The following is a 23,140-nucleotide window of genomic DNA, read 5'->3' as shown; positions in this document are numbered from 1 at the left end:
TGTGGGGGCTGACCTGTGCGGTTCCTACAAAGCGCTGCGCTCAGGCGGACATGGCCGGGGTGCGGCTCACCGTGCGGCCCAGGCGGGCGGCGGCCCGGGCGAAGGCGGCCGCGTCGTGGACGGCGGCGCCGCCGGGGTCGTTGTTGAAGTACGAGTAGACGTGGGCCCGGTCGGGCCAGGTGTCGGCGATCCGCCCGGCCCAGCTCGCCAGCGCCTGCCGGCCGTAGCGGGGCCACGGCTCGGCCGCGCCGACGTGGAACCGGACGTACCCCCAGTCCGCCGTGCGCCACAGCGGGGTCACCGGCCGTGAGCCGTGGTCCGCCCAGCACAGGGCCGCGCCGTGGTCCGTGAGGACGGAGCGGACCTCCTCCGTCCACCAGCTGTCGTGCCGGGGCTCGACGGCCACGCGGGTGCCCGCCGGGAAGCAGCCGAGGACGGTGTCCAGGGCGGCGGCGTCGCCCCGGAGCGTGGGCGGGAGCTGGAGCAGCACGGGTCCCAGCCGGTCCCCCAGTCCGGCGGCGTGCCGCATCAGCCGGTCCACGGGCTCCTCCGGGTCGCGCAGCCGCTTGATGTGGGTGAGGTAGCGGCTGGCCTTGACGGCCATGACGAACCCCTCGGGGACGCGGTCGCGCCAGTTCGCGAAGGTCTCCGGCGTGGGCAGCCGGTAGAAGGCGTTGTTGTTCTCGACGGTGGCGAAGTGCCCCGCGTACTCCTCCAGCCACAGCCGTTGCGGCACGTCGGCCGGGTAGAGGTCGCCGCGCCAGTCCTTGTACTGCCATCCCGAGGTTCCGACGAGAAGGGGCATGGGTGTTCCCTGCCCCGGGGCGGCGGGCGTAGTTCACTGGTCCGCGTGGAATGCCTCTTCTGCGCGATCGCGGCCGGCGAGGCCGACGGACACCGGGTCCTCGCGGACGGGACGGCGGTGGCGTTCCTCGACGCGCGTCCGCTCTTCCCCGGCCATGTGCTCGTCGTACCCCGGCGGCACGTCGAGACGCTCACCGATCTGCTGCCGGAGGAGATCGGTCCGTTCTTCGCCCGGGTCCAGCGGATCGCGGGCGCGGTGGAGCGCGGCATGGGCGCGGCCGGGTCGTTCGTGGCCGCGAACAACCGGGTCAGCCAGTCCGTGCCGCACTTCCATGTGCATGTGGTGCCGCGCAACCGCAAGGACGGTCTGCGCGGCTTCTTCTGGCCGCGCGGGCGCTACGCGTCACAGGACGAGGCGGCGGAGGTGGCCGCCCGGATCCGGGCGGCCCTGGAGGACTAGACGAGGACTGGAGGAGGACTGGACGAGGACTAGACCAGGGGCGGCGCCACGTGGACTATCACCCCCGATCCGGTCATATTGGAAATACGTTGGGATTTACGGGATGACGGAGCCCGGCCCCGGGGGCCGGAGGTGTACCCATGCGATTCGACGACCGAGTGGACGCGGGCCGGCGTCTCGCCGCCCGGCTGGAGGACCTCCGCGACGTCGGCCCGGTGGTGCTGGGTCTGCCGCGCGGCGGGGTCCCGGTCGCCTTCGAGGTCGCGCACGCGCTCGGCGCCCCGCTGGACGTCATCCTCGTCCGGAAGCTCGGCGTCCCCTACCACCGGGAGCTGGGGTTCGGCGCGATCGGCGAGGGCGGGATACGCGTCATCTCCGAGGACATCATGCGGATGAGCCGGGTCGACGAGGACGACCTCGCCGAGGTGCAGCGCGCCGAGGAGGCGGAGCTGGTCCGGCAGGCGGAGCGCTTCCGGGGCGGACGGCCGCGGATCCCGCTGACGGGCCGGACCGTGATCGTGGTCGACGACGGCATCGCCACCGGCGCCTCCGCGTCGGCCGCCTGCCGGGTGGCCAGGGCCGAGGGGGCGGCCCGGGTCGTGCTCGCCGTGCCCGTCGCGCCCCCGGACGCGGCCGAGCGGATCGGCCCGGAGGTGGACGAGCTGATCTGTCTGAGCACGCCACCCCTCTTCTCCGCCGTGGGCGAGTGGTACCGCGACTTCTCCCAGACCGCCGACGAGGAGGTCGTCGACCTGTTGCACCGGAGCGCCCGGGAGACCGGCGGGAACGGCGACGGGGGCGAGGAGGGCGACGGGGACTGCCCGGGCCCGGCCCGTAGCGGCCCCGTCGAGCTGCCGGTGGCGGGCGGGCGCGTCCGCCTGCCCGGTGATCTGGACGTGCCCGCCGGAGCCCCCGGCGTCGTCGTCTTCGCCCACGGCAGCGGCAGCAGCCGCTTCAGCCCCCGCAACCGCGCGGTGGCCGCGGCGCTGGGTGAGGCGGGGCTGGGCACGCTCCTGTTCGACCTCCTCACCCCGGAGGAGGAGGCCGACCGGGCGAACGTCTTCGCCGTCGGGCCGCTGGCCCGCCGGCTGACCGAGGTGACCCACTGGCTGCGGCGCCGGACCGCCCTGCCCGTCTGCTACTTCGGCGCGAGCACGGGCGCGGCGGCCGCCCTGCTGGCCGCCGCCGACGCGGCGGAGGAGCACGCGCGGGGCGAGGGCGAGGACATCACCGCCGTGGTGTCCCGGGGCGGCCGCCCCGACCTGGCCGGGAACGACCGGCTGGCCCAGGTCACCGCGCCGACCCTGCTCGTCGTCGGCGGCCGGGACGAGACGGTCCTCGACCTCAACCGGCAGGCGGCGGCCGCGCTCCGCTGCGAGAACCGCCTGGCCGTCGTGCCGGGCGCCACCCATCTCTTCGAGGAGCCCGGGGCCCTGGACACCGTGGCGGACCTCGCCCGCGAGTGGTTCACCGGGCACCTGGCGGCACCGCCCGCCCCGGCAGGCTGAATCTTCGTCATACGGCAGGTGAGCACCATGGAGAAGATCGTCGACTGCGCCATCGACATGCAGTTCCGGGAGATCGACGCCACCACCCAGGCGGCAGTCCGGCTCCGGATGCACGACGGCTCCGGGCTGAGCGCCCAGGGCATCGCCAACCGCAATCCGGACGACCGCCGTCAGCAGCGCGTCGGCGAGGAGATCGCGGCCGCCCGCGCCCTCAACAACCTCGCCGAGCAGTTGCTGAGCAAGGCCGGTGACGACATCAGGGAGGTCATGCACGAGGACGCGCAACTGACGCATTGAGCGCGACGCGCTGAGTACGACGGGCGTCACCGAACGCCGGCGGGACCCGAGACCGAGGAGCGACCATGCCGCACACAGCCGACTGGAAGGTCAGCCTCCACCTCTTCGAGGACGACGGAAGGACGACGGCGCGAGCGGTCCTGGAGACGGGCACGTCCTCCCTGACCGGCACGGGCACCGCCCAGTGCGCCCCCGGCGACCGGGACGTGCCGGACATCGGCGACGAGTTCGCCGCGGCCCGCGCCCTGCGCGACCTCGGCGGCAAGCTCCTGCGGACCGCGGAGCGGGACGTGGAGGCCAGGGGCGCCGCTCCCTCCCCCAGGGAGTCGACGCCCTACGGCTGGACCATGTGAGCATGTGAGGGGGGCGGTCACCCCCGCTGCGGGACGACCGTGAGCGACCGGGCCAGCGCGGCGACCTCGGCCGCCTCGTCCGGGCCGAGCGGGCCCGACCGCGCCGCCGCCGCGTTGGCGCGCAGGTGCTCCGGCCGGGAGGTCGCCGTGAGCACCGACGTGACCTGGGGCCGGGTGAGCACCCAGCGCAGCAGGGCCTCGCTCCATGTGGCGCAGCCGAGCTCGCGCAGTTGCCCGGCGGGCGGGGGCGAGGCGAGCAGCCCGCCCTCGCCGAACGGGCGCATGACGAGGACGCCGATGCCGGCTTCGGCGGCCGCCGGCAGGATGTCCTCGGCCAGCCCGGGCTCCGCCGCGTTCAGATTGACCTGGACGAAGTCGACCAGTCCGTCGGTGACTATCCGGGCCAGGTCGGCGCGGGTGCCGCCGACGCCGTAGGCGCCGTCGAACTGGTAGGTGGCGCCGGTGAACCGGACGCGGCCCGCCTCCTTCTGCCGGCCGAGCCACTCCAGGTTGGCGCGCCAGCCGTTGAGGTTGTGGATCTGGAGCAGGTCGATCGAGGAGCGCCCGTAGGCGCGGAGCTGCTTGCCGAAGACGGCCTCGACCTTCTCGGGGTCGCTGTGCCAGATCTTGGTCGCGACGAAGAACTCCTCGAACTCCGGGTCGGCGCGGAGCAGCGCCGCGAGGTTGGGTTCGGCGCGGAGGTAGACGGGCGCGGTGTCGACGAGGTCGACGCCGGCCTCGTGGGAGGCGCGCAGCACCCCGGCGAGCGGGACGGGATCGGGGCGGTTGAAGGTGCGCCAGGTGCCGAGTCCGATCGCGGGGAGGTCGATTCCCGCCTTGCGGGCCGTTCGCCGGGGCACTGCCAAGGTCATCGGTGTTCCCTCTCGATGGGTTCTCGACGGATTCCGTGGAGCCGGTCCTGGAGGGTACAGCCGCGAACCGAACAGAGGGGCGGTTATTTGAAGGTGCCCTCGCCCTGGGCGAAGAACCTGAGGATGGTCAGGACGGCGACCAACTGCATCAGGACGTAGGCCACCTGCGCGGAGAAGCCGCGGATCTGGTAGATGGACAGCAACAGCCCCACGCGGTTGGGCCAGAAGCGCCGTTCGGAACGGAAGGTGTCGGCGTCCATGGCCAGGCTGGTGAGCGTGAGCACGAGGAGCATGAGGGAGACGGCGACGGCGACGTTGCCGAAGTCCTGGTCGGCGATCAGGCTGCCGAGCACGCCCAGGCCGATGAGGAGGGTGTAGGCGAGGGTCAGGCTCAGGGCCCGGGCGGGACCCCGGCGGCCCGGCAGCAGCCGCCAGAGCGCTCCGAGGACGAGACCCGCGCCGGCCCAGACGAGCTCCCAGTAGACGAACCTCCAGAGCAGGTCGGGAGCGCCGAAGAAGTACATCCCCCATCGCATCCACTGCTCCTCGGGACCGTAGAACAGCCAGACGAGGAGGGCGCTGCCGGGGAGGCCGTAGCCGGCCGCCAGGACTGCGGCGTGGCGGGCGTTGTCCCACCACTTGGCGTGCGGCCCCCAGCTCAGGGCGACGTCGACGACGGTGATGTGGGACGGCAGCAGGGGCCGAGCGGCACCGCCGCCGATGTCGTGGTTCGGCCGCCAGCGGTGGAGCCCGCTGAGTTCCTTCTCGAGCGCGTGCCGGCGCAGGGCCGCGTCGGCTCCGCCCTGGTCCCCGGCTCGCAGGGCGACGGTCAGTTCACGGAACCGGCGGGCGCGGGCGATGAGCCGGCTGCGTTCGGCCTCGGTGATGGTCTCGCACAGCTGCGGAGAGCCGTCGCCGCACCCCTCGAAGTGCTGGGCGAGCACCGAGCGGCGCCCGCCGACGGCGAGCAGTCCGTAGAGCGCGGCGATCCCGAGCACGAACCAGAGGGGGGTGAAGGCCTGGACCCCGGCGTAGGAGCCCTGGCGCCAGACGACCACGACGGCGAAGAACACCGCGAGCAGAAGACGGTCGAGGGGGCCGGGGCTGGCGTAGGGGACGGCGGGGGCGAGGTCCCTGGCCCGGAGCAGAGCGACGATCGCGAGACCGGTCAGGACCCAGACGTGGGCGTAGTACCAGAGCGGGACCTGAGCCGCGTAGTGGACCGCGTCATAGACAAGTGCGGCGACATGGACCGAGTGGTAGCCGCCGGCACCGCGGTCCATCAGCCAAGTGGTCCGCTGCCACTTGTGCTCGTCGAACCAGACCGCCCACATGACGAACAGGGCGACGACCACGACGAGTACGGGGCCGAGCCGGCGCAGCCGCCAGGGGACCGCCTCCGGGCGGAGCAGCCCGCCTTTGTGGACGAGCGTCCAGCCCCACAGCACGAAGCCCGCCAGCCACAGCCACTGCACGGCCGCCGCCAGCGCCACCAGCACGGCGAAGCCGGCGGAGTCGGTCCGGCCTTCGACATCGGCCAGTTGCGTGGGGAGCCCGAACAGGGACGGCGCCATGGCCACCAGTCCCGCCGCCGACGCGACGACCGACGAGGCCACCACGAAGGACCTCCTCGGCCGGGCGGTGACGACGAACAGCCAGCCGGCCAGGAGGCCGATGAGCACGCTGTCGCCGATCCAGTCGGGGCGTTTCAGGGCGGGAACGTCGACGACGGCGAGGATCACCTTGTACAGCAGCAGGACCATGACGCCCAGGACGGCCTTGAGCACGCCCCATTGCCACAGGGTGGTGCCACTGTTCCGTTCCAGACCGGTGAGCTCGGGTCCGGCGGGCTGGCGACGGGCTCGCAGGGCCGCCAGGACGATGACGACCGATGTGCCCAGCCACCATGTGGTCACACCGACGGCGTTGGCGACCAGCAACGTCGCGGTGGTGTCGCTGGCCGCCCAGCCCCGCTGCCAGGGCGGCACCATCTGGACCGACACCATCGGGCGCGGCCCGGCGGAAGCGCCGAGCCCGGTCCACACCATGCGTCCGTTGCTCTCGCCCGACGGCATGGGAGCGACCTTGGAGGCGCCGAGGCCGCCCGGGTCGATCTGTACGCGGTCCCAGTGGGCGCCCTTGAGCGCCGGTGGGGCGATGAGCTCCAGGTCCCACTTCTTGCTGTGGACGCCCACACCCCACGGCCCGACGTGGAAGGGGCCGCCGGAATTGAAGAAGAAGAGCGTCTCGTAGCGGACCTCGACCCGGGACGCCCCGGCCTTGACCTGCGGGCTGTGCGGGCGCCACTCCTCGGGTCGCTTCATGGACCGCGGGTCCCGCAGGAGACAGCGCATCGCACGCCGGTAGTCGGCGGAATCCTCGCTCAGCAACAGGTCGTCGGCGTACGGCCAGCTCGCCGGTACCTGTACCGTCATCAGGCCCTTGGCCTCCGGGACGGAATGGGCGTGGTTCGCCAGCCGCAGATCGACCTGTGTGTGGGCATCGGCCAGTTGTGCCGTATGGCAGTCGTCGGCCCGCGGGGCCTCGGCGGCGTGAGCCCATGCGGGCCACCCGGCCGCCCAGCAGACGAGGCCGGCGAGCAGCACCACGGCACAGCGCCGCCATGGGCCCCGCGTCACGACGGCATGCGCCGCCCTCCGGGTACGCCCTCACACCGTCCGCCGCCGTGCGGCGCCCGGTACGTTCTCACGACGGCATGCTCCTGTCGGCCGGGCAGCCGCTGACGGGGGTGCACTGGAGAATCACCTGGCACACATGCCCCGCGGCCTCTTCGCCGCCATCGCCGCCTGTCTTGACGAACCGCCACTGGGAGGGCCGGGTGTGGCTGGTGGTCGCGGCCTTGTCGACCTGGATGCGCAGCGTGCGCGCCGCGATGTCGTGGGTCTCGACCAGGACCTCGTCGGCGGCGACGGGGAAGTGGTCGTGCAGCAGGCACAGGCCGAAGCGGTCGAGGTTCCCGTGTTTCTCCAGCACGGCCACCAGGTCGCGTACGAACTGGCTGTCCTCGGGCCCCAGGCCCTCGGCCTCCTCGAAGGAGGGCAGCATCCGGTCAGGAGGGGTCGTCCGGTTTCCCATGGCTCACTCCTTGCTGAGACGTTCAGTGGGTAGACAAAAGCGTAGGCATATACATTACTCACCGCAATCCAGACGCTTCGGCGAGTCGCCGGCCGCTTCGCGGTCCCGGAACCGGGCGTGGCGTCATCGACCCGGCCGTGCCGCCCGAACCGAACAGGGGGCCGGTGCCGCTGCCCGGTTTCCGCCCGTTTCCCCCCGGCGAAGTATCGAAAGGGGAGTCACCGAGGAGGGGGAGGCCATGACCGTGATCGTCGGGCTCGCGCACAACGGGCGGGTGTATCTGGGTGGGGACTCGGCCGGTGTCGCCGGTCTCAGAATCACCGTGCGCAGGGATCCCAAGGTCTTTCGCAACGGCCCCTACGCCATGGGCTTCACCACCAGCTTCCGCATGGGACAACTGCTGCACCACGCGTTCAGGGCGCCCAGGCCCAAGGGCGACCTGGACAGGTTCATGACCACCGTCTTCGTCGACAAGCTGCGCGCCTGCCTCAAGGACGGCGGCTGGGCGCGCAAGGACTCCGAGCAGGAGCAGGCGGGGACGTTCCTCGTCGGCATATACGGCCGCCTGTTCACCGTCTATGACGACTATCAGATGGCCGAACCCGCCGACGGCTACGCGGCCGTGGGGTGCGGCGGCGAATTCGCGCTCGGCGCGCTGCACGCCACCGCGGATCTCGGTCTCAAGCCCCGGGCGCGTCTGTCCCTGGCGCTGACGGCCGCCGGCTACCACAGCGCCGGGGTCTCCGCGCCGTTCAGCTACGTCACCGCGCGAAAGCGCCCGTCCTGAGCGGGGGCTCCGGCGGCGCCGTAGTGTTCCGGGGGCGTGCGGCGCGTGCGACTCAGCGCGCACCGGTGTTCACCACCGCACCACCGGCCCGGGTCAACGGGCCGCGGTCCGGCTGGTTTTCGCCTCCGGTGGCCGGGAATCGTCGGCGCGATGGAGATTCCCGGGGCCGGAGGGGTGCTATGCCTGCTGCGAAGAGCGGGAAGCGAACCACGCCTGTCTCCTGCGCGCCCAGGGCCGCCGACCGGAGCGGGGAGGCGGAAGCCGACGTCCTCGGCTGTTTCGCCCTGGACGCGTCCGGCCGGCTCTCCCCCGGCCGGCTGCTGGAGGTGCTGGGCGAGGCGGGCATCCTCCGCGACGACCCCAGGATCGCCGAGACCGTCGCCCATCTGGACCGCGTCCGGCCCGCACCATCGGCGACCGAGCCGCTACTGCTGACCGCCGAGGAGTTCACCGCCGCGACCCAGCACAACCGGGGCATCATCGAGCGGGCCGCCTGCGGGGAACTCGCGGTTCCCGACTTCCCCGCGCTGGTGGCCGACCTGCGGCGCATCCACGAGGAGGTCCGCGCCGACCGGAGCGGCTCCGTCGCCGCGTACATCCCCCAGCTCGCGCGGGTGGACCCGGACCAGTTCGCGATCTCGGTGTGCACGGTGGACGGGCAGCGGTTCTCCATCGGCGACGCGGACGTCAACTTCTGCCTGCAGTCGGTGTCCAAGACCGTCGGCTACTGCCTCACCCTTGAGGAGCACGGGCCCGACACCGTCCACCGCCACATGGGCAGGGAGCCCAGCGGCCAGGGCTTCAACGAGCTGACCTTCAACAAGGCCGGGCTGCCGCACAACCCGATGATAAACGCCGGTGCGATCATGAGCTGCGCGCTCATCCAGCGCACCCTGGACGCCGCGGACCGCTTCGACTTCGTCGCCGAGACCTGGAAGCGGCTCGCCGGCGGGCGGAGCGTCGGATTCAACAACTCCGTCTACCTGTCCGAGCGCAGCACCGCCGACCGCAACTTCGCCCTCGGCTACTCGATGCGCGAACGCGGCGCCTTCCCTCCCGGTACCGATCTGCTGGCCACCCTCGAGTTCTACATCCAGTGCTGCTCCATCGAGGTCGACGCCCGCCAACTGGCCATCGCGGCGGCCTCGCTGGCCAACGCCGGGGTCTGCCCGCTGACGGAGGACCCGGTGTTCTCCACGCAGACCGTGCGCCACTGCCTGTCGCTGATGTCCTCGTGCGGGATGTACGACTTCTCCGGCGAGTTCGCCTTCACCATCGGCCTGCCCGCCAAGAGCGGCGTATCGGGCGCACTGATGCTGGTCGTCCCCCAGCTGATGGGCATCGCCATCTGGTCGCCCCGGCTGGACGGCCACGGGAACTCGGTCCGGGGCATCGAGGTCTGCCGACGGCTGGTCGACTGCTACAACGTCCACACCTACGACCTGCTCACCGGCACCGGCGCGGAGTCCGGGAAACGCGACCCCCGTCTCAAGCGCCACCAGAGCGCCACCGAAGGCATCGTGGGCCTGTGCTTCGCCGCCAGCCGGGGCGACGTCAACGAGATCCGTCGGCTGGCCGCCTGCAATGTCCCCCTCGACGCCGCCGACTACGACGGACGCACCGCCCTGCACCTGGCCGCGGCCGAAGGGCACCGGGACGTGGTGGAGTTCCTGCTGTCCAGAGGGGTCGACCCCCGGCCGGTGGACCGCTGGGGCGGAACCCCCCTGGACGACGCGGACCGGTCCGGATACCAGGAACTGGCCCGGCTGCTGGCCGGGGCCGCGGGCGCCACGCGGTCCGCGCGCCCGGGCGGCGCGTGACCGCCGCGCCCCTGTCGGGGTGCGGCGCGGCCGGAGTCGTGGAACGGTTTTGCATGGCCCCGCGGGCCATCACGAGAGCCGATCCGTCGCGAGGGGATGCGAGAGCATGTCGGTCACGTCGTTGACGAGCCTGGACGAGTTCGAGAGGGCCATCGCCCTGGAGCGGCCCGTGGTCGTGTGCTTCTGCGCGACCTGGGCCAATCTCTGCCGGACGATCGTCCCGGTCTTCGAGAAGCTCTCCGGGCTCCCCGAATTCACTCGCACGGTGGGCTTCTACAGCGTCGACGTGGACGAGGCGTACGACGTCGTCCAGAAGGCGGGCGTCGGCCCCGTGCCCACCTTCATCGCCTTCCGGGGCGGCAGCAGGCTGGCCGAGGTCGTGGCGCCGGCCCCGGACGCGCTGCGGGAGCTGATCGGCGGGGTCGCCGCCGGGGCCGTCTGAACGACGCGCGGGTCTCGGCCCCGTCAGCCCGGCAGCCGCTCGGTCGCGCACCCGAGCAGGTCCGCGACCACCGTCTCCAGCAGCCGTACCGCCTCGCCGACCGACGCGCGGACCGGGTCGCTGAGGCCGTGGACGACGTCGGGTTCGTCACCGCGCATCCGCACGAGCGGCTCGCAGCCCACGAGCACCACGCGGGGAAAGGCCAGGCCCTCCCATCCGGCCAGTTCGCGCGCGGTGGCCAGGACCTTCACCGGGTCCATGCCGTGCGCCTCGGGGGCGGCTGGGGCGAAGCCCGGGTCGGGGCCGTCGATGTCCAGGACGTACAGGGTGCCCGGGGGCCGCCGCGCGGTACGGCGTCGACGAGGACGGCGGCGTCGAAGACCCTCGGCGGGCCGCCGGACGGTTCACCCGGAGGCCCGCCGCCCCCGCCCGGTCAGGAGGTCCCGGACCCGGTCGAGCAGCCCCGTGCCGGGCGCCGGCGGTCTGACGGCCGGCACGGTCCGCGGGGCGGGCGGCCGGAGCCGGGTCGGGGCCGTGGCCCTGCCCGCGCGGACCTTCCCGCCCAGCTCCCGCAGCAGCCCGGCCGGGCAGACGGCCTGCATCCGGGGGAAGAGCCGCTGTTCCTCCTCCAGCACATGCGCGGTCACCCGGTCCACGAGCGCGAGGAGCAGGCGGTCGAACTCCTCCTCGGCGGGCCCCCGGCGCTCCAGCTCCGCGAGGACCCGCTCGATGCCGGCGTGTTCGGCGAGTTCCCGCCCCTCCCACTCCGCTCCCCCGGGCAGATGCTCGCGGACGGCGGGGTACAGGTGCTCCTTTTCCAGGGTCCCGTGGCGCACCAGCTCGATGGTGGCCCGTTCGGTCAGCTCCTTCCGCTCCGCGCTGCCCGGAGCTGCGGCGCGGAGGCGCTCGAAGAGACGCTGCACCTTCAGGTGATCGGCGGTGAGTTCGCCGATGAGGTCCGCGTCCGCGGGGTCCCTGGGCACCGTGCTCCTTCCGGCGGTGGTGGATGCCTATGCCTCGTGTGCCTCACCTCTTCCCCCCGCCGCCCGGAACCGCGCGCCCGTTGGGCCGATCGGCAGCACCCGTTGGAAGGAACGCCCGGCCCGTCGGGCCGGGGCTCTCCGGCGCACGGCACGGTCCGTGCCGTGATCTATCTGTCGAAAGCGGTACCGGTCCCGAGGGAGCGTGGTGAACGCATGCTGCTGCTGCGGAAGCGGAGGGCGATGGTCAAGGCCCGGGCGCGGCAGGCCGCCTTCACCGGGTATGTGGGTCTCGACCGCCGGGCCCCGGTCTCCGAAGCCGTCAGGGCGCTGTTCAGGAAGGCCTTTCCGGACCACTGGTCGTTCCTGCTGGGCGAGATCGCGCTCTACAGCCTCCTGGTGCTGCTCATCACCGGCACCTATCTGACGCTGTTCTTCGACCCGGACATGAACGGGCAGGTCTACCAGGGCTCGTACGGGCCGATGCGCGGGCTCCTCACCACCAGCGCCTATGCCTCGACGCTCTACATCAGCTTCGACGTGCGCGGCGGGCTGCTCATCCGGCAGATGCACCACTGGGCGGCCCTGGTCTTCGTGGCGGCCCTGGGGGTGCACATGCTGCGCGTCTTCTTCACCGGCGCGTTCCGCCGGCCGCGCGAGCTCAACTGGATGATCGGCGTGACGCTGTTCATGCTCGCGCTGCTGGAGGGCTTCTGCGGCTACTCGCTGCCGGACGACCTGCTGTCGGGCACGGGGCTGCGGACGGCCAATACGATCGTGCTGTCGATCCCGGTGGTCGGCACGTATCTGAGCTTCCTCGTGTGGGGCGGGCCGTTCCCGGGACACATCGTGATGCGCCGCTTGTACATCGCGCATGTGTTGCTCGTGCCGGGCCTGCTGATCGCGTTGCTCGGGGCGCACCTGGTGCTGATCGTGTATCTGAAGCACACGCAGTGGCCGGAGCGGGGACGGACGAACCGCAACGTGGTCGGCATGCCGATGTTCCCGCAGTTCGCCACGCGGTCGATGGGGCTGAATCTGGCGGTCTTCGGTGTGCTCGCGCTGCTCGGCGGCATCGCTCAGATCAACCCGGTCTGGCTGTACGGGCCCTACCGGCCCGACCAGGTGTCCACGGGCGCCCAGCCGGACTGGTACGTGGGATTCCTGGAGGGCGCCCTGCGGCTCATGCCGCCGTGGGAGAACGTGGTGGGCGGTCACACCCTGATGTGGAACGTCCTCCTGCCCGCGGTGGTGCTGCCCGGTGTGCTCTTCCTGGTGCTCTACCTCTACCCCTTCTTCGAGAGGTGGGTCACCGGGGACCTCATGGAGCACCACCTGTGCGACCGTCCCCGGGACCGCCCCGTGCGCACCGCGCTGGGTGTGGCGGCCGTGGTGTTCTACGCGGTGCTGCTGGCGGCCGCCGGCAACGATGTGACGGCGATGATCTTCCGGGTCTCGCTGGAGGCGCTGATCTGGATCTACCGTGTGGCGGTGATCGTCGGGCCGCTGATCGCCTTCCTCGTCACCAAGCGGGTCTGTCTGGCGCTCCAGGCCCACGACCGGCGGCTGCTGAGGGAGGGCGTGGAGACGGGGGCGGTCAGCCAGTCGCCGGAGGGCCGTATGCGCGAGGGGACCCGGCCGTTGGAGGCCGCGTACCGCTACCGGCTGCTGGTGCGCGACGTCCCGGCGCCCCTGCCCCGCCCGGCGGTGGGGTCGCCGCGCCGGTACCGGCTCCGGGCGGCGCTGAGCTCCTGGTACTACCGGGACCGGGTGGAGATGCCGGCCACCACCGAGCAGCGGCTTCAGGTGTCGGGCCGGACGATGGGGCCGCTCGCCCAGGTGGACGAGGAATAGGCACCACCCGACCGACACCCGGCATCAGTCGTCCACGTCGACGAACTGGAACACCATCCCGAGGATTCCGGCCGCGGTGACGGCGGCTCCCATGATGAACAGCCACAGCCCGTAGACGATGCCGAGCAGCAGCAGGGCGGCGCCCAGGGCGGTGAGGGGCGGGTAGCCGCTGTGCGGCGGGAAGAAGTCCAGCGCGCCGGCCCGCTCGTGGATCCGCCCGTCGCGGCGGTCCTCCGGTCTGCCGCCTTTCCGGCGGTGGTTCACGGCGCAGAAGAAGGCGATGACCGACGCCATGAGAAAGCAGACGGTCAGTGCCGCGCCACCGGCCGGTTCCCGGGAGAGCCACATGTAGACCGCGTCGGTGAGGAGGAAGAACACCGCGACACCGGCGAAGAGACAGGCCTCCGTCTTCATCGGCTCTGCCCTCCCCTTGCCGGCAGGGCGAGGACCTCCGGGTGGTGGAGGTCGAAGGCGGGCGAGTCGGAGCGGATCCGTGGGATCGCCTCGAAGTTGTGACGGGGCGGTGGGCAGCCGGTGGCCCACTCCAGCGAGCGCCCGTACCCCCAGGGGTCGTCGACCTCGACCTTCTCGCCGAATCGCGCCGTCCTCCAGACGTTGTAGAGGAACGGCAGCGTGGACAGGCCGAGCAGGAACGCGCCGATGGAGGAGACGGTGTTCAGGACGGTGAACCCGTCGGCCGCCAGGTAGTCGGCGTAGCGGCGGGGCATGCCCATCTCGCCGAGCCAGTGCTGGACGAGGAAGGTCGTCTGGAAGCCGGTGAACAGCGTCCAGAAGTGCATTTTGCCGATGCGCTCGTCCAGCATTTTCCCGGTCAGTTTGGGCCACCAGAAGTAGAAGCCGCCGAACATGGCGAAGACGATGGTGCCGAAGAGGACGTAGTGCAGATGGGCGACGATGAAGTAGCTGTCGGTCAGATGGAAGTCCAGGGGCGGGGAGGCGATGACGACTCCGCTGAGCCCGCCCAGCAGGAAGGTGACCATGAAGCCGACCGCCCACAGCATGGGTGTCTCGAAGGAAACGCTGCCCCGCCACATGGTGCCGATCCAGTTGAAGAACTTCACGCCGGTCGGGACGGCGATGAGGAAGGACATGAGCGAGAAGAACGGCAGCAGCACCGCGCCGGTGGCGAACATGTGGTGTGCCCAGACCGTGGCCGAGAGCATGGTGATGGCGATGGTCGCGCCCACCATCCCGGCGTAGCCGAAGACGGGCTTGCGGCTGAAGACCGGCACGATCTCCGTCACCACCCCGAAGAACGGCAGGGCGACGATATAGACCTCGGGGTGGCCGAAGAACCAGAACAAGTGCTGCCAGAGCAGGGCCCCGCCGTTCGCGGCGTCGAATACGTGCGCACCGAATTTCCGGTCCGCCTCCAGCGCGAACAGGGCCGCCGTCAGCACGGGGAAGGCGGGCAGCACCAGAACCGCCGTGAGCAGGACGTTCCAGGTGAACAGCGGCATCCGGAACATGGTCATTCCGGGGGCCCGGAGGCACAGGATCGTGGCGATGAAATTGACCGAGCCCAGCGTGGTGCTCACTCCCGTCAGCACCAGCCCCATGGCCCACAGATCGGGTCCCGCGCCCGGCGAGTAGACGCCTCCGTTCAGCGGCGCGTAGGCGAACCAGCCGAAGGACGCCGCCCCTCCGGGCACGACCAGCCCGGAGACGACCATCAGCCCTCCGAAGAGGAACAGCCAGTACGTCAGCGCGTTCAGGCGGGGGAAGGCGACGTCGGGAGCGCCGATCTGGAGCGGCATGACGGCGTTGGCGAACCCGGTGAACGTCGGGGTCGCGAAGAGCAGCATCATGATGGTGCCGTGAATGGTGAACAGCTGGTTGTACTGCGTGGTACTGAATAGCTGGAGTCCCGGCCGGGCGAGCTCCGCCCGCATCAGCATCGCCAGTACTCCTCCGAGCAGGAAGAACCCGAAGGACGTCGCCAGATACATGTTCCCGATCGTCTTGTGATCGGTCGTGGTGAGGTACTCCCTGACCCTGCCGCCCAGGCCGCCGCCCGGGTCGGATGGGCCTTCCGGGGGCTCCAGGATGCGGTCGGTCTCCAGCTGCGGCATCGTCTCTCCGAGACGCTCGGTATCGGTGACCGGGTAAACGGGGCGCTGGGCCGTCGGGCACGGGCGTGTCACCCGTTCGCGCCCGAGGAATGCGGGTCGGGTTCCGGGCGGTGACCACCCCGGTCGCAGGCATGGAGGGCGAGGAGTGCCTTCCGGTGCACTCCGTCGGAGATATCATGAAACTTCAGGCTTTTTCCCACGAGCGTGCCGTCCCCACCGGTCACGCCGGCACCTGCCCGGGCCCCGCGCCCACCACGCCCGCCCCGTCCGGACGACGGGGCTTCACACGCCCGCGCGACCCGGCGCGCGTCCCGGGCCGCTTCATGTGAAGGTGGACCGCACGGTACGCCCACAGGATCCGGACCCGCACGGGCCCGCGCACCGAGGAAACGGGGCACCATCATGACCCATGATCCCGAACCCGAGCGCACCCCCGGCCTGGAGCCGGGTGGCGGGGTGCCGCCCGGCGAGACCCCGCCCGGCGAGGACAGCACCGGCGGCATCGGCCCGCGCGACGATATGACGCGGGGCTGGGCCAAGGGGCCGGTGTTCGTCATCGGCGCCCTGGTGGTGATCTTCGCCATCACCGTGCTCATCTGGGCCGCGATCGTGTGACGCGGGGATTCCGCCCACCGCGCCGAGTCCGAACCGGGCCCGATGTGTGCGTTGGCGGGGTGGGACGGACCGTGCGATGTTGGCTGGAGGGGTACCGATCCCCCGGTCGATGGAGTGATGGTCATGGCGGAGCGCAAGAAGCCCGACAAGGACGAGAAGACGGCGCCATCCGATGCCGCCCACAGGTCCGAGGAGATCACGGAGCTGGAAGAGCTGGCGATGCGCGAGGCGAGGCGGGGAACCGCCGAGTCCCTGGACCGGGCTCTCAAGGCCGTCGAGCGGGCGGCGAAGCTGAGGCGCGACAGCCAGAGCTGAGCCCCCCTCGGGCAGGTGACGCACGACAGGCCGGAGGTCGCCGACCGCGCCTGACGCGCCTGACCGCCCCGCTACCCCATGTGTCGCAGCCGTCGCACCAAGCGGCCTCATCGCACGCAGCCTCGCACGGGCCCCGCCACGCGCCCCCGTCAGCGGCGGAACGCCGGTTCACCGGACCCGGAGCGCCGGGAATCCTGGAACCGCCCTCACACCGCTCCGGCCGCTTCGCCCGTCCCGTCCTCCCGCGAAGCGCCGGCTTCGACCTCCGGGAGTCCTCGTGCGTCCTCGTCCGGCGATCCACGTCCTCGGGCTGGCCTCGCTCGTCCTCGCCACCGTCACCGCCGGCGGCCTCGCCCGGCCGCCCGCCGCCCAGGCGGCACCGGCCAAGGCCGACCCCAGGGCGGCCCTCCGGCAGCAGGTCGTCACCCTCGTCAACGCCCGTCGCCGCGCCGCCGGCTGTGCTCCGCTGCGCATCAGTCCCCAGCTGACCGCCGCCGCTCAGAAGCACTCCGACGACATGGCCGACGAGCACTTCTTCAGCCACACCGACCCCGACGGCGCGGGCCCCGGGACCCGGATATCCGCCGCCGGCTATCGCTGGGACGCCTACGGGGAGAACATCGCCCGCGGCCAGGCGACCTCGGCCGCGGTGATGGACGCCTGGATGCGCAGCGCGGGCCACCGGGAGAACATCCTCGACTGTTCCTTCGAGGAGATGGGCGTCGGTGTCGCCACGCCGCCCGAAGGACCCTTCTGGACCCAGGACTTCGGAAGCCGGGAGTAGCTCTCACTCCGCCGTCGGCAGGGGCTGGTCGGTCCAGATGGTCTTGCCGGTGGGGGTGTAGCGCGTGCCCCAGCGCTGGGTGATCTGGGCGATGATGTACAGGCCCCGGCCGCCCTCGTCGTCGACGGCGGCGTGGCGCAGGTGGGGCGAGGTGTGGCCGGTGTCGGAGACCTCGCAGACGAGGCTGCGGTCACGGATCAGGCGGACGTGGACCGGTCCGCCGGCGGCGTAGCGGACGGCATTGGTGACGAGTTCGCTGACGATCAGTTCGGTCGTGAACGACAGGTCGTCGAGCCCCCATTCGCGCAGTCGGCGGGTCGTGGCGTCGCGGGCGTCCGCGACGGACGCGGGCTCGGCGTCCAGTTCCCAGACGGCCACCTGGTGTTCGCCGAGCATCCGGGTGCGGACGAGGAGCAGGGCGGCGTCGTCGTCGACCGGGCCGGGCAGCAGGGCCGCGACGGTGCGGTCGCAGAGCTCCTCCAGGGGGCGCCGGCAGTGGGCGAGGACGCCACTGAGCAGGCCGAGGCCGGTCTCGGTGTCGTGGTCCGGAGTATGGACGAGCCCGTCGGTGAACAGGGCGAGCAGGCTGCCGACGGGGAGTTGGAGGTCGGTGCTCTGGAAGGGTGCGCCGCCCAGGCCCAGGGGCGGGCCCGCCGGGAGGTCCGGGTAGCTGACGGCGCCGCAGGCCGGGTCGACGACGGCGGGCGGTGAGTGTCCCGCGCGCGCCATGCTGCACCGCCCGGACACCGGGTCGTACACCGCGTACAGGCAGGTGACTCCGAGGGCCTCGTCGCGGCCGGTGCCCGGCCCGTCCCGGCCGTGGCCGCGCGCCCGTTCCTCGGCGGCCCGTTCCTCGGCAGTCTGGCCGACGACGTCGTCCAGGCGGGCGAGCAGTTCGTCCGGCGGTAGGTCGAGCCGGGCCAGGACGCGCACGCTCGTGCGCAGACGGCCCATGGTGGCTGCGGCGCTCAGCCCGTGGCCGATCACGTCCCCGACGACCAGGCCGACCCGGGTGCTCGACAGCGGGATGACGTCGAACCAGTCGCCGCCCACCCCGGAGCGGCTGTCGGCGGGTACGTAGCGGCTGGCCGTCTCGACGCCGGTCAGGGCGGGCAGGTGCTGGGGCAGCAGGTCGCGCTGGAGGCTGAGGGCGGCGGTGTGCTCCCGGGTGATGACCAGCATCAGGACGACGCCGATCAGCAGGGCGCCGAGGCCGATGACGCTCACCCCGCCGGTCCGTCCGAAGACCGGCAGGTCGAAGGAGGTCGCGCCGTAGCCCGGGTCGGCGTAGACGACGAAGGCGGCGTAGCAGAACAGGCAGAGCATCATGAGCCCGCCGAGGCCGGGCAGCAGCCCTTTGTAGAGCAGGTCCCGGGGGCTTCGGGTGAGCAGTGCGCGGTAGTACCAGACGCAGGCGAAGCCGGTGAGGCCGTAGTAGAACGCGATGGCGAGGCCGACGGCCTTGATGGAGTCGGCGAGGACGTCGCCGCTGATCGCGGTCAGCAGGGCGAAGAAGCCGATGGAGACGAGCCCCACGCCGACGGTCGACCAGGTCGGGGTGAGGAATCTGTGGTGGATCCGGGCGAAGCGTGAGGGGACGGCCTTGTGGGCGGCCATGGAGAAGACGGTGCGGGCCAGGGGCAGGATCGTGGTCTGGGTGGAGGCGACCGCAGAGGTCAGCACGGTGAAGATGAGCAGTTTGGTGAGGAACCAGCCGGTCCCCTGGGTGCCGAAGACGGCGCCGCCCAGGCCGGAGAGCACATCCCCGGAGTTGGCCGTGTTGCCCAGGCCGGTGCCGTTGGTGCCGATCCCGGCGAAGGCCTGCGCCGAGGTCGCCACCAGGGCGTAGACGACGAGGAGGAGCACGGTGGAGACGACCGCCGCCCGGCCGGGGGTGTTCCTGCTGTCGGCGGTCTCCTCGTTGACCGCGACGGCGGTGTCCCAGCCCCAGTAGATGAAGACGGCGGCGACGATGCCCTCGGTCAGGGCCTTGGCGGAGGGGACGTGGAGGGGGTTGAACCAGGAGGCGGAGACGGGGAGCGACGTGGGCGGGGCGCCGGTGCCGTAGACCCTGACCAGGGCGGTGACCGCGAACAGGGCCAGCACCAGGACCTCGACGCACACCATCCAGCACTGGAGGAGGGCCGACACCTGGATGCCCACATAGCAGACGGCGGTGGTCACGGCGATCCACGCGACCCCGGCGACGGTGGTCCACAGCCGGCTTCCGGCGAGCGAGTCGTACCCCAGCAGCCGGAAGCCGTAGATGCCGGCGATCTCCGCGAGGTTCGCCATGGCGATGATGTCGGCGACGATGATGCCCCAGCCGCCCATCCAGCCGACGCGCGGGCCGAAGGCGCGGGAGGCCCAGGTGAAGGTGGTCCCGCAGTCGGCGTCGGTCGCGTTGAGCTCCCGGAAGGCGTACGCGATCAGCAGCATCGGGACGAAGGCCAGCATCGTGATGACCGGGGCCTGGAGGCCGACGCCGACCACGATCAGGCCGAGGGTGGCCGCCAGACTGTACGCCGGGGCGGTGGAGGCCATGCCCATGGCGACCGAGGAGAACAGCCCCAGGGCACCGGCCCTGAGCCCCTTCGTGCCGGCCCCGGGGCCGGGCGCGAGTGGCACGGCGGGCTCGGCCGGACCGGTGGAGACGTTCACCCCCGCGTCCGGCTCCGCGGCTCGCGGGGAGAGCCGCCGGGCGGCATCTCCTGGATCCTCGCCCTGACCCCCTGCCGCACCATGGCGCCGCGGTCGCTGTCGCTGTCGCTTTTGACATGGTCGGACCCCTTGGCGGACATGGTTCTCCCTTCGGGCGTGCTCGGGCGGGCCTCACCGGGGATTCACACGCGCGGCCGGCGGCGGCCGGCGCACGAGCCGACGGCCGCCGCGGGCACCACTCCCACCTCCGTCTCCAGGACTCACCGTGGCACCGGGCGTACGCGCGCGCAGGGAGAGCGCCGCCGATCGGGTCAGCCGCCGGGCCGGCTCCCCGGTACGGCGTCGCCTCTCCACGGGAACAGGCTCCCGCCCGACGGAACCGGATTCACACCCCCTCCGCGACCCGCCGTCCGCTGACGAGGCCCACCGGGCCGGGCGGGCGCGGCGAGCCTGCCGCCGCGGTGAGCATGATCTCCCTGACCCGGTCCAGGTACTTCGGCACGCCCGCCGCGGCCTGCGGGGTGTCCGGCATGCTGACCACCAGGTCGGCCCGGTCGGGAAACCAGTTCAGCCACAGCGACACCCCGCCGGCGTTGTCGGGGCCGGTCAGGACGGTCGCGTCGGCGTCCAGGTAGTCACGGGCGCCCGGCGCGGACCGTCCGTCCAGATAGGACGCCATGGGCGGGATGTCGGGGACGTCACCGTCCTCGAGAAGCAGTTCGAGGGCCCGGTGCAGCGGGACGTCATATCCTTCGCGGGCCCGCTGGAAGCCCTGCTGCGCGACGGCGATCGCGTCGGCGAGGGTCGGCGAGCCTGGCAACCGGAACAGCAGGGGCACGAGGTTGACGAGCCAGCCGTGCGCGCGGAGCAGCCGGGGGTAGGCCCTGGTCGACACGGCGGTGAGCACGCGGTAGACGTCGTTGCCGGTGAACTCCCACTGCGCGAGGGCCAGCGCGGCGAAGAAGCCCGCGCCCAGTCCGCCGCCGTGCCGGGCGCAATAGGCGCGGAACGCGCGTGCCTCGTCGCCGGTGAACACCGGGTACTCGAGCCGGGTGCCGGCCAGCAGTTCCCCGGTGTCGTTGCCCAGTTCGACGGGGAAGGCGGGGAAGCCGCCGTCCTTCACGGCCAGGAACTCCGACCACGCGGCGAGCTCCGGCGAGGCTTTCGTGAGCGACTCGGAGCGTCGCCGCTCACGGCGGTTGAGGTCCAGATAGCCGGGTGCGGGCGGCAGGTCGACCGGGGCGCCGATACGGGCGGCGTGGTAGCGGGCGCGGAGCTCGTGGAACAGCAGCGCCACGGAGTGACCGTCGGTGTAGGCGTGGTCGATCGCGAAGTACACCGTGGACGCCGTGTCCCGGCGGATCACTCCCGCCAGCATCCCCAGCCCGCTCGCCGAGGTCCGCTCGTCGATCCGCCGGTGGAGGTGGGCGCGGAGCTCGTCCCTGCCGGCGAAGTCGCCCACGCGCACGGGGCGCACCGTGAGGGACTCGGGTGGTATTCGGAACCCGGTCAGGTCCTCGGGGCCGGGCTCGTACCAGGTGTGGAACGCCTCGTGCCGGCGCACGAGCCCTTGCCACGCCTCGGTGAGAGCATCGAGATCGGCCCGGCCCTCCAGGTCGAACGCCATGGCCACCCAGGGCGACTGACGTCGTCCGGCGGCACGGTTGGCGGCCGCCAGGCGCAGGTGCGCCCGCTGGAAGTGCGACGCGGGAACGTCGTGCGGTACGGGCGCCCGGTCGGTGGTGAGCTCGAACTCCACCACTTCGCCCGGCTGGGGTCGCCAGTCGAGGATCTCGGTCATACGCACAGGGGGTCTCCTTCTCGATGGGGACGGCCGGCTAGGCGGGCGTGGGTACGGCTTCGGCCGCCCGGCGGCCTTCGGCGGCGCGGGTGGCGGCGTGCGCGACGGCCCGTACGAAGCGTCCGACGTTCGCGCGTGCCACGGCCGTGTCGGGGAAGCGCGTCGACAGGTGCACGCCGCGGTCGCTTCGGGTCAGCCAGACGTACACCTCGGCCGGGCTGTGGATCCGGCTGCGCAGCATCGTGTCCCGCGGCAGGGGCGGGGTGCCCGTCACACGGCGCACGTCGAGATAGGACACGACGAAGCGGGGATGGATCTCCCGGCGCAGCATCCGGCTGAGGTGGGGCAGCGAACTGCCCGGTCCCGGTCCGCGGCGGCGCAGTTCGGCGGCGGCGTGGGCGACCGTGTCGGCGAAGGCCGCCCCGGGAGCCGCCGGGATCCGCACCGGGTGGAGGCCGACGAACCAGCCCGGCGCCGTACGCCACCGGTCGGGCCGGGCGTTGGCGAGGCTGACCACGGACAGGTGCCGTTCACCGGCGACCTGTGCGGCGGCGAGCGCGAGGCAGGCGAGCAGCCCCGCGGCGGTCGTGCCTCCGCCCTCGCGGGACGCGGCGGCGAACCTGGTGGCCGCCGGAGCGTCGAGCAGCCAGCGGTAGGCGCTGCGCTGTGTGTCCGGTGCCTCGGACGCGCCGAGGGGCAGGGGGAAGGCGGGCGTCCCGCCGCGGGCGTCGCCGAGCAGGGTCCGCCAGGGGGCCGTGTGTTCGGGTCCCGTCGGCAGTCGGCCGACCAGGCTCCGTTCCTCGGCCCCGAAGTCCAGGAAGGTCGGCCCGGGCACGTCCCCGGCGCGGCCGGCCAGGGCGTCGCGGATCTGTCCCGGGACCATGGCGAGCGTGTAGCCGTCCATGACGCCGTGATCCGCCCCGGCGAACACCGTCGTCCCGTCCGCGCCCTCGACCGTCGCGAAGACCACCTGCGGCCAGCCCAGCGGGGTGGCCCTCCGGTCGAAGAAGGCCTCGATCTGCCGCCGGACCGAGGCGCCGTCGGTGAAGACGCCGACGTCCTCCTGTCGTAGCGTGACGGCGCTCGCCGGGAGCGTACGGCGCACACAGCGCCCGGGGGTCGGCACCAGCGTGCTGCGCAGGTGCTCGTGTCCGCGCAGCCAGGCCGAGAGCGCGGCACCGAGCCGGTGCCGCCCGGCCCGGCCCACGCCGAACGACACCCCGATCCACGCCGGATCCATATGCCCCGGCCCTCCGGCGGCCGCCGTGCGTACGTGGTGCTCGTGGACGAGCGCGGGCGCCCGGGGATCATCGGCCCAGGCCGAGGCCGGTGCGGTCGGCGTCCAGAAGACCAGCCGGCCGGCGGGAACCGTGCCGTCGCCCAATTCTGTGAATTCCAAATTCGCTCCTCCATAAATCCCCGGTGCGGCCTGCGGAAGCTATCCGGGAGCGATGAAACAAAAATGAAGAAGTGATGTTTTCGCTGATCACGAAGGCCGGGCCGTCATCGTGGGGATGACTTCCCTTGTTGCCCGCCAAACGCGCTGCTAGCGTCTGCCCCCGTCATTCGGTCCGCACCGCGGCATTTCCCGGCCGCGC

General features: G+C 72.1%; 22 protein-coding genes. 11 read left to right on the top strand and 11 right to left on the bottom strand.

Going from position 1 to position 23,140, the window contains the following annotated elements; all coding sequences use genetic code 11:
- Window positions 1-40: 40 nt before the first annotated feature.
- Window positions 41-805: a DUF72 domain-containing protein gene (locus AB0E98_RS22960; protein WP_361705536.1), complete on the bottom strand. Its 765-nt coding sequence runs from the start codon at window positions 803-805 to the stop codon at window positions 41-43.
- 45 nt (window positions 806-850) lie between these two features.
- On the opposite strand from AB0E98_RS22960, the gene AB0E98_RS22955 reads away from it, so the two are divergent.
- From AB0E98_RS22955 to AB0E98_RS22940, 4 genes are all read left to right on the top strand, one after another.
- Entirely contained in the window at window positions 851-1,264 is a 414-nt protein-coding gene (locus tag AB0E98_RS22955; protein WP_361705534.1) for an HIT family protein, read from the top strand.
- A gap of 140 nt (window positions 1,265-1,404) precedes the next feature.
- Window positions 1,405-2,772 (top strand): phosphoribosyltransferase, encoded by a 1,368-nt coding sequence (locus tag AB0E98_RS22950; RefSeq protein WP_361705532.1) that lies wholly within the window; start codon window positions 1,405-1,407, stop codon window positions 2,770-2,772.
- Between the two features lie 27 nt (window positions 2,773-2,799).
- A complete protein-coding gene (locus tag AB0E98_RS22945) occupies window positions 2,800-3,069 on the top strand; it encodes a dsRBD fold-containing protein (RefSeq protein ID WP_361705970.1) in 270 nt (89 codons plus the stop codon).
- 65 nt (window positions 3,070-3,134) lie between these two features.
- Window positions 3,135-3,422, top strand: coding sequence for a DUF1876 domain-containing protein (locus tag AB0E98_RS22940; RefSeq protein ID WP_361705531.1), 288 nt, complete (start codon window positions 3,135-3,137; stop codon window positions 3,420-3,422).
- Between the two features lie 17 nt (window positions 3,423-3,439).
- Here AB0E98_RS22940 and AB0E98_RS22935 read toward each other — a convergent pair whose 3' ends face one another.
- The 3 genes from AB0E98_RS22935 to AB0E98_RS22925 form a co-directional block, all read right to left on the bottom strand.
- The gene (locus AB0E98_RS22935) at window positions 3,440-4,294 is read right to left on the bottom strand and encodes an aldo/keto reductase (RefSeq protein ID WP_361705529.1); all 855 of its coding nucleotides are present in this window, start codon (window positions 4,292-4,294) and stop codon (window positions 3,440-3,442) included.
- 83 nt (window positions 4,295-4,377) lie between these two features.
- Window positions 4,378-6,903 carry a DUF6185 family protein gene (locus tag AB0E98_RS22930; RefSeq protein WP_361705526.1) on the bottom strand — a complete coding sequence of 842 codons (2,526 nt, stop codon included), beginning with the start codon at window positions 6,901-6,903 and terminating at the stop codon, window positions 4,378-4,380.
- 97 nt (window positions 6,904-7,000) lie between these two features.
- Window positions 7,001-7,390 (bottom strand): hypothetical protein, encoded by a 390-nt coding sequence (locus tag AB0E98_RS22925; RefSeq protein ID WP_361705524.1) that lies wholly within the window; start codon window positions 7,388-7,390, stop codon window positions 7,001-7,003.
- Window positions 7,391-7,628: 238 nt separating this feature from the next.
- Here AB0E98_RS22925 and AB0E98_RS22920 point away from each other — a divergent pair, with 238 nt between their 5' ends.
- The 3 genes from AB0E98_RS22920 to AB0E98_RS22910 all read left to right on the top strand — a co-directional run bounded on the left by AB0E98_RS22920 (window position 7,629) and on the right by AB0E98_RS22910 (window position 10,439).
- Window positions 7,629-8,177 carry a hypothetical protein gene (locus AB0E98_RS22920; protein ID WP_361705522.1) on the top strand — a complete coding sequence of 183 codons (549 nt, stop codon included), beginning with the start codon at window positions 7,629-7,631 and terminating at the stop codon, window positions 8,175-8,177.
- A 179-nt stretch (window positions 8,178-8,356) separates the two neighbouring features.
- Entirely contained in the window at window positions 8,357-9,997 is a 1,641-nt protein-coding gene (glsA, locus tag AB0E98_RS22915) for a glutaminase A (RefSeq protein WP_361705519.1), read from the top strand.
- 106 nt (window positions 9,998-10,103) lie between these two features.
- Entirely contained in the window at window positions 10,104-10,439 is a 336-nt protein-coding gene (locus tag AB0E98_RS22910; protein WP_361705517.1) for a thioredoxin family protein, read from the top strand.
- A gap of 23 nt (window positions 10,440-10,462) precedes the next feature.
- Here the strand turns inward: AB0E98_RS22910 and AB0E98_RS22905 are convergent, their stop codons facing one another.
- Together AB0E98_RS22905 and AB0E98_RS22900 are read right to left on the bottom strand one after the other, a co-directional pair.
- Complete coding sequence (locus AB0E98_RS22905) at window positions 10,463-10,699, bottom strand: hypothetical protein (RefSeq protein ID WP_361705514.1); 237 nt, start codon at window positions 10,697-10,699, stop codon at window positions 10,463-10,465.
- A 144-nt stretch (window positions 10,700-10,843) separates the two neighbouring features.
- A complete protein-coding gene (locus AB0E98_RS22900) occupies window positions 10,844-11,422 on the bottom strand; it encodes a hemerythrin domain-containing protein (protein ID WP_361705512.1) in 579 nt (192 codons plus the stop codon).
- Window positions 11,423-11,638: 216 nt separating this feature from the next.
- On the opposite strand from AB0E98_RS22900, the gene AB0E98_RS22895 reads away from it, so the two are divergent.
- A complete protein-coding gene (locus AB0E98_RS22895; protein ID WP_361705968.1) occupies window positions 11,639-13,273 on the top strand; it encodes a cytochrome bc complex cytochrome b subunit in 1,635 nt (544 codons plus the stop codon).
- Between the two features lie 24 nt (window positions 13,274-13,297).
- On the opposite strand, the gene AB0E98_RS22890 is transcribed toward AB0E98_RS22895, so the two are convergent.
- Both AB0E98_RS22890 and ctaD read right to left on the bottom strand, forming a co-directional pair.
- A complete protein-coding gene (locus tag AB0E98_RS22890) occupies window positions 13,298-13,687 on the bottom strand; it encodes a cytochrome c oxidase subunit 4 (RefSeq protein ID WP_361705509.1) in 390 nt (129 codons plus the stop codon).
- The gene (gene ctaD, locus AB0E98_RS22885) at window positions 13,684-15,366 is read right to left on the bottom strand and encodes a cytochrome c oxidase subunit I (RefSeq protein ID WP_361705507.1); all 1,683 of its coding nucleotides are present in this window, start codon (window positions 15,364-15,366) and stop codon (window positions 13,684-13,686) included. The genes AB0E98_RS22890 and ctaD overlap by 4 nt, the downstream gene beginning before the upstream one ends.
- A 402-nt stretch (window positions 15,367-15,768) precedes the next feature.
- Here ctaD and AB0E98_RS22880 point away from each other — a divergent pair, with 402 nt between their 5' ends.
- From AB0E98_RS22880 to AB0E98_RS22870, 3 genes are all read left to right on the top strand, one after another.
- The gene (locus AB0E98_RS22880; RefSeq protein WP_361705504.1) at window positions 15,769-15,981 is read left to right on the top strand and encodes a DUF6480 family protein; all 213 of its coding nucleotides are present in this window, start codon (window positions 15,769-15,771) and stop codon (window positions 15,979-15,981) included.
- A 123-nt stretch (window positions 15,982-16,104) separates the two neighbouring features.
- Window positions 16,105-16,296 carry a hypothetical protein gene (locus AB0E98_RS22875; RefSeq protein WP_361705501.1) on the top strand — a complete coding sequence of 64 codons (192 nt, stop codon included), beginning with the start codon at window positions 16,105-16,107 and terminating at the stop codon, window positions 16,294-16,296.
- Between the two features lie 277 nt (window positions 16,297-16,573).
- Window positions 16,574-17,080, top strand: a complete 507-nt coding sequence (locus AB0E98_RS22870; protein WP_361705498.1) for a CAP domain-containing protein — start codon at window positions 16,574-16,576, stop codon at window positions 17,078-17,080.
- A 3-nt stretch (window positions 17,081-17,083) separates the two neighbouring features.
- Here AB0E98_RS22870 and AB0E98_RS22865 read toward each other — a convergent pair whose 3' ends face one another.
- From AB0E98_RS22865 to AB0E98_RS22855, 3 genes are all read right to left on the bottom strand, one after another.
- Window positions 17,084-19,741: an amino acid permease gene (locus AB0E98_RS22865; RefSeq protein ID WP_361705496.1), complete on the bottom strand. Its 2,658-nt coding sequence runs from the start codon at window positions 19,739-19,741 to the stop codon at window positions 17,084-17,086.
- A gap of 385 nt (window positions 19,742-20,126) precedes the next feature.
- The gene (locus tag AB0E98_RS22860) at window positions 20,127-21,542 is read right to left on the bottom strand and encodes a condensation domain-containing protein (RefSeq protein ID WP_361705965.1); all 1,416 of its coding nucleotides are present in this window, start codon (window positions 21,540-21,542) and stop codon (window positions 20,127-20,129) included.
- Between the two features lie 37 nt (window positions 21,543-21,579).
- On the bottom strand, window positions 21,580-22,941 hold the full coding sequence (locus AB0E98_RS22855; protein ID WP_361705495.1) for a hypothetical protein: 1,362 nt from the start codon (window positions 22,939-22,941) through the stop codon (window positions 21,580-21,582).
- Window positions 22,942-23,140 lie beyond the last annotated feature (199 nt).

Origin of the sequence: Streptomyces sp. NPDC037389, assembly GCF_040636475.1 — a bacterium.
GTDB lineage: Bacteria > Actinomycetota > Actinomycetes > Streptomycetales > Streptomycetaceae > Streptomyces > Streptomyces hesseae.
This window is presented reverse-complemented; position numbering and strand designations above follow the sequence as displayed.

Excerpts from the sequence above, each read along its gene's own strand:
- AB0E98_RS22960 (WP_361705536.1), bottom strand. The coding sequence starts at position 805 with ATGCCCCTTCTCGTCGGAACCTCGGGATGGCAGTACAAGGACTGGCGC.
- AB0E98_RS22950 (WP_361705532.1), top strand. The coding sequence starts at position 1,405 with ATGCGATTCGACGACCGAGTGGACGCGGGCCGGCGTCTCGCCGCCCGG.
- AB0E98_RS22945 (WP_361705970.1), top strand. The coding sequence starts at position 2,800 with ATGGAGAAGATCGTCGACTGCGCCATCGACATGCAGTTCCGGGAGATC.
- AB0E98_RS22940 (WP_361705531.1), top strand. The coding sequence starts at position 3,135 with ATGCCGCACACAGCCGACTGGAAGGTCAGCCTCCACCTCTTCGAGGAC.
- AB0E98_RS22935 (WP_361705529.1), bottom strand. The coding sequence starts at position 4,294 with ATGACCTTGGCAGTGCCCCGGCGAACGGCCCGCAAGGCGGGAATCGAC.
- AB0E98_RS22925 (WP_361705524.1), bottom strand. The coding sequence starts at position 7,390 with ATGGGAAACCGGACGACCCCTCCTGACCGGATGCTGCCCTCCTTCGAG.
- AB0E98_RS22920 (WP_361705522.1), top strand. The coding sequence starts at position 7,629 with ATGACCGTGATCGTCGGGCTCGCGCACAACGGGCGGGTGTATCTGGGT.
- glsA (WP_361705519.1), top strand. The coding sequence starts at position 8,357 with ATGCCTGCTGCGAAGAGCGGGAAGCGAACCACGCCTGTCTCCTGCGCG.
- AB0E98_RS22910 (WP_361705517.1), top strand. The coding sequence starts at position 10,104 with ATGTCGGTCACGTCGTTGACGAGCCTGGACGAGTTCGAGAGGGCCATC.
- AB0E98_RS22905 (WP_361705514.1), bottom strand. The coding sequence starts at position 10,699 with ATGGACCCGGTGAAGGTCCTGGCCACCGCGCGCGAACTGGCCGGATGG.
- AB0E98_RS22890 (WP_361705509.1), bottom strand. The coding sequence starts at position 13,687 with ATGAAGACGGAGGCCTGTCTCTTCGCCGGTGTCGCGGTGTTCTTCCTC.
- ctaD (WP_361705507.1), bottom strand. The coding sequence starts at position 15,366 with ATGCCGCAGCTGGAGACCGACCGCATCCTGGAGCCCCCGGAAGGCCCA.
- AB0E98_RS22880 (WP_361705504.1), top strand. The coding sequence starts at position 15,769 with ATGACCCATGATCCCGAACCCGAGCGCACCCCCGGCCTGGAGCCGGGT.
- AB0E98_RS22875 (WP_361705501.1), top strand. The coding sequence starts at position 16,105 with ATGGCGGAGCGCAAGAAGCCCGACAAGGACGAGAAGACGGCGCCATCC.
- AB0E98_RS22860 (WP_361705965.1), bottom strand. The coding sequence starts at position 21,542 with ATGACCGAGATCCTCGACTGGCGACCCCAGCCGGGCGAAGTGGTGGAG.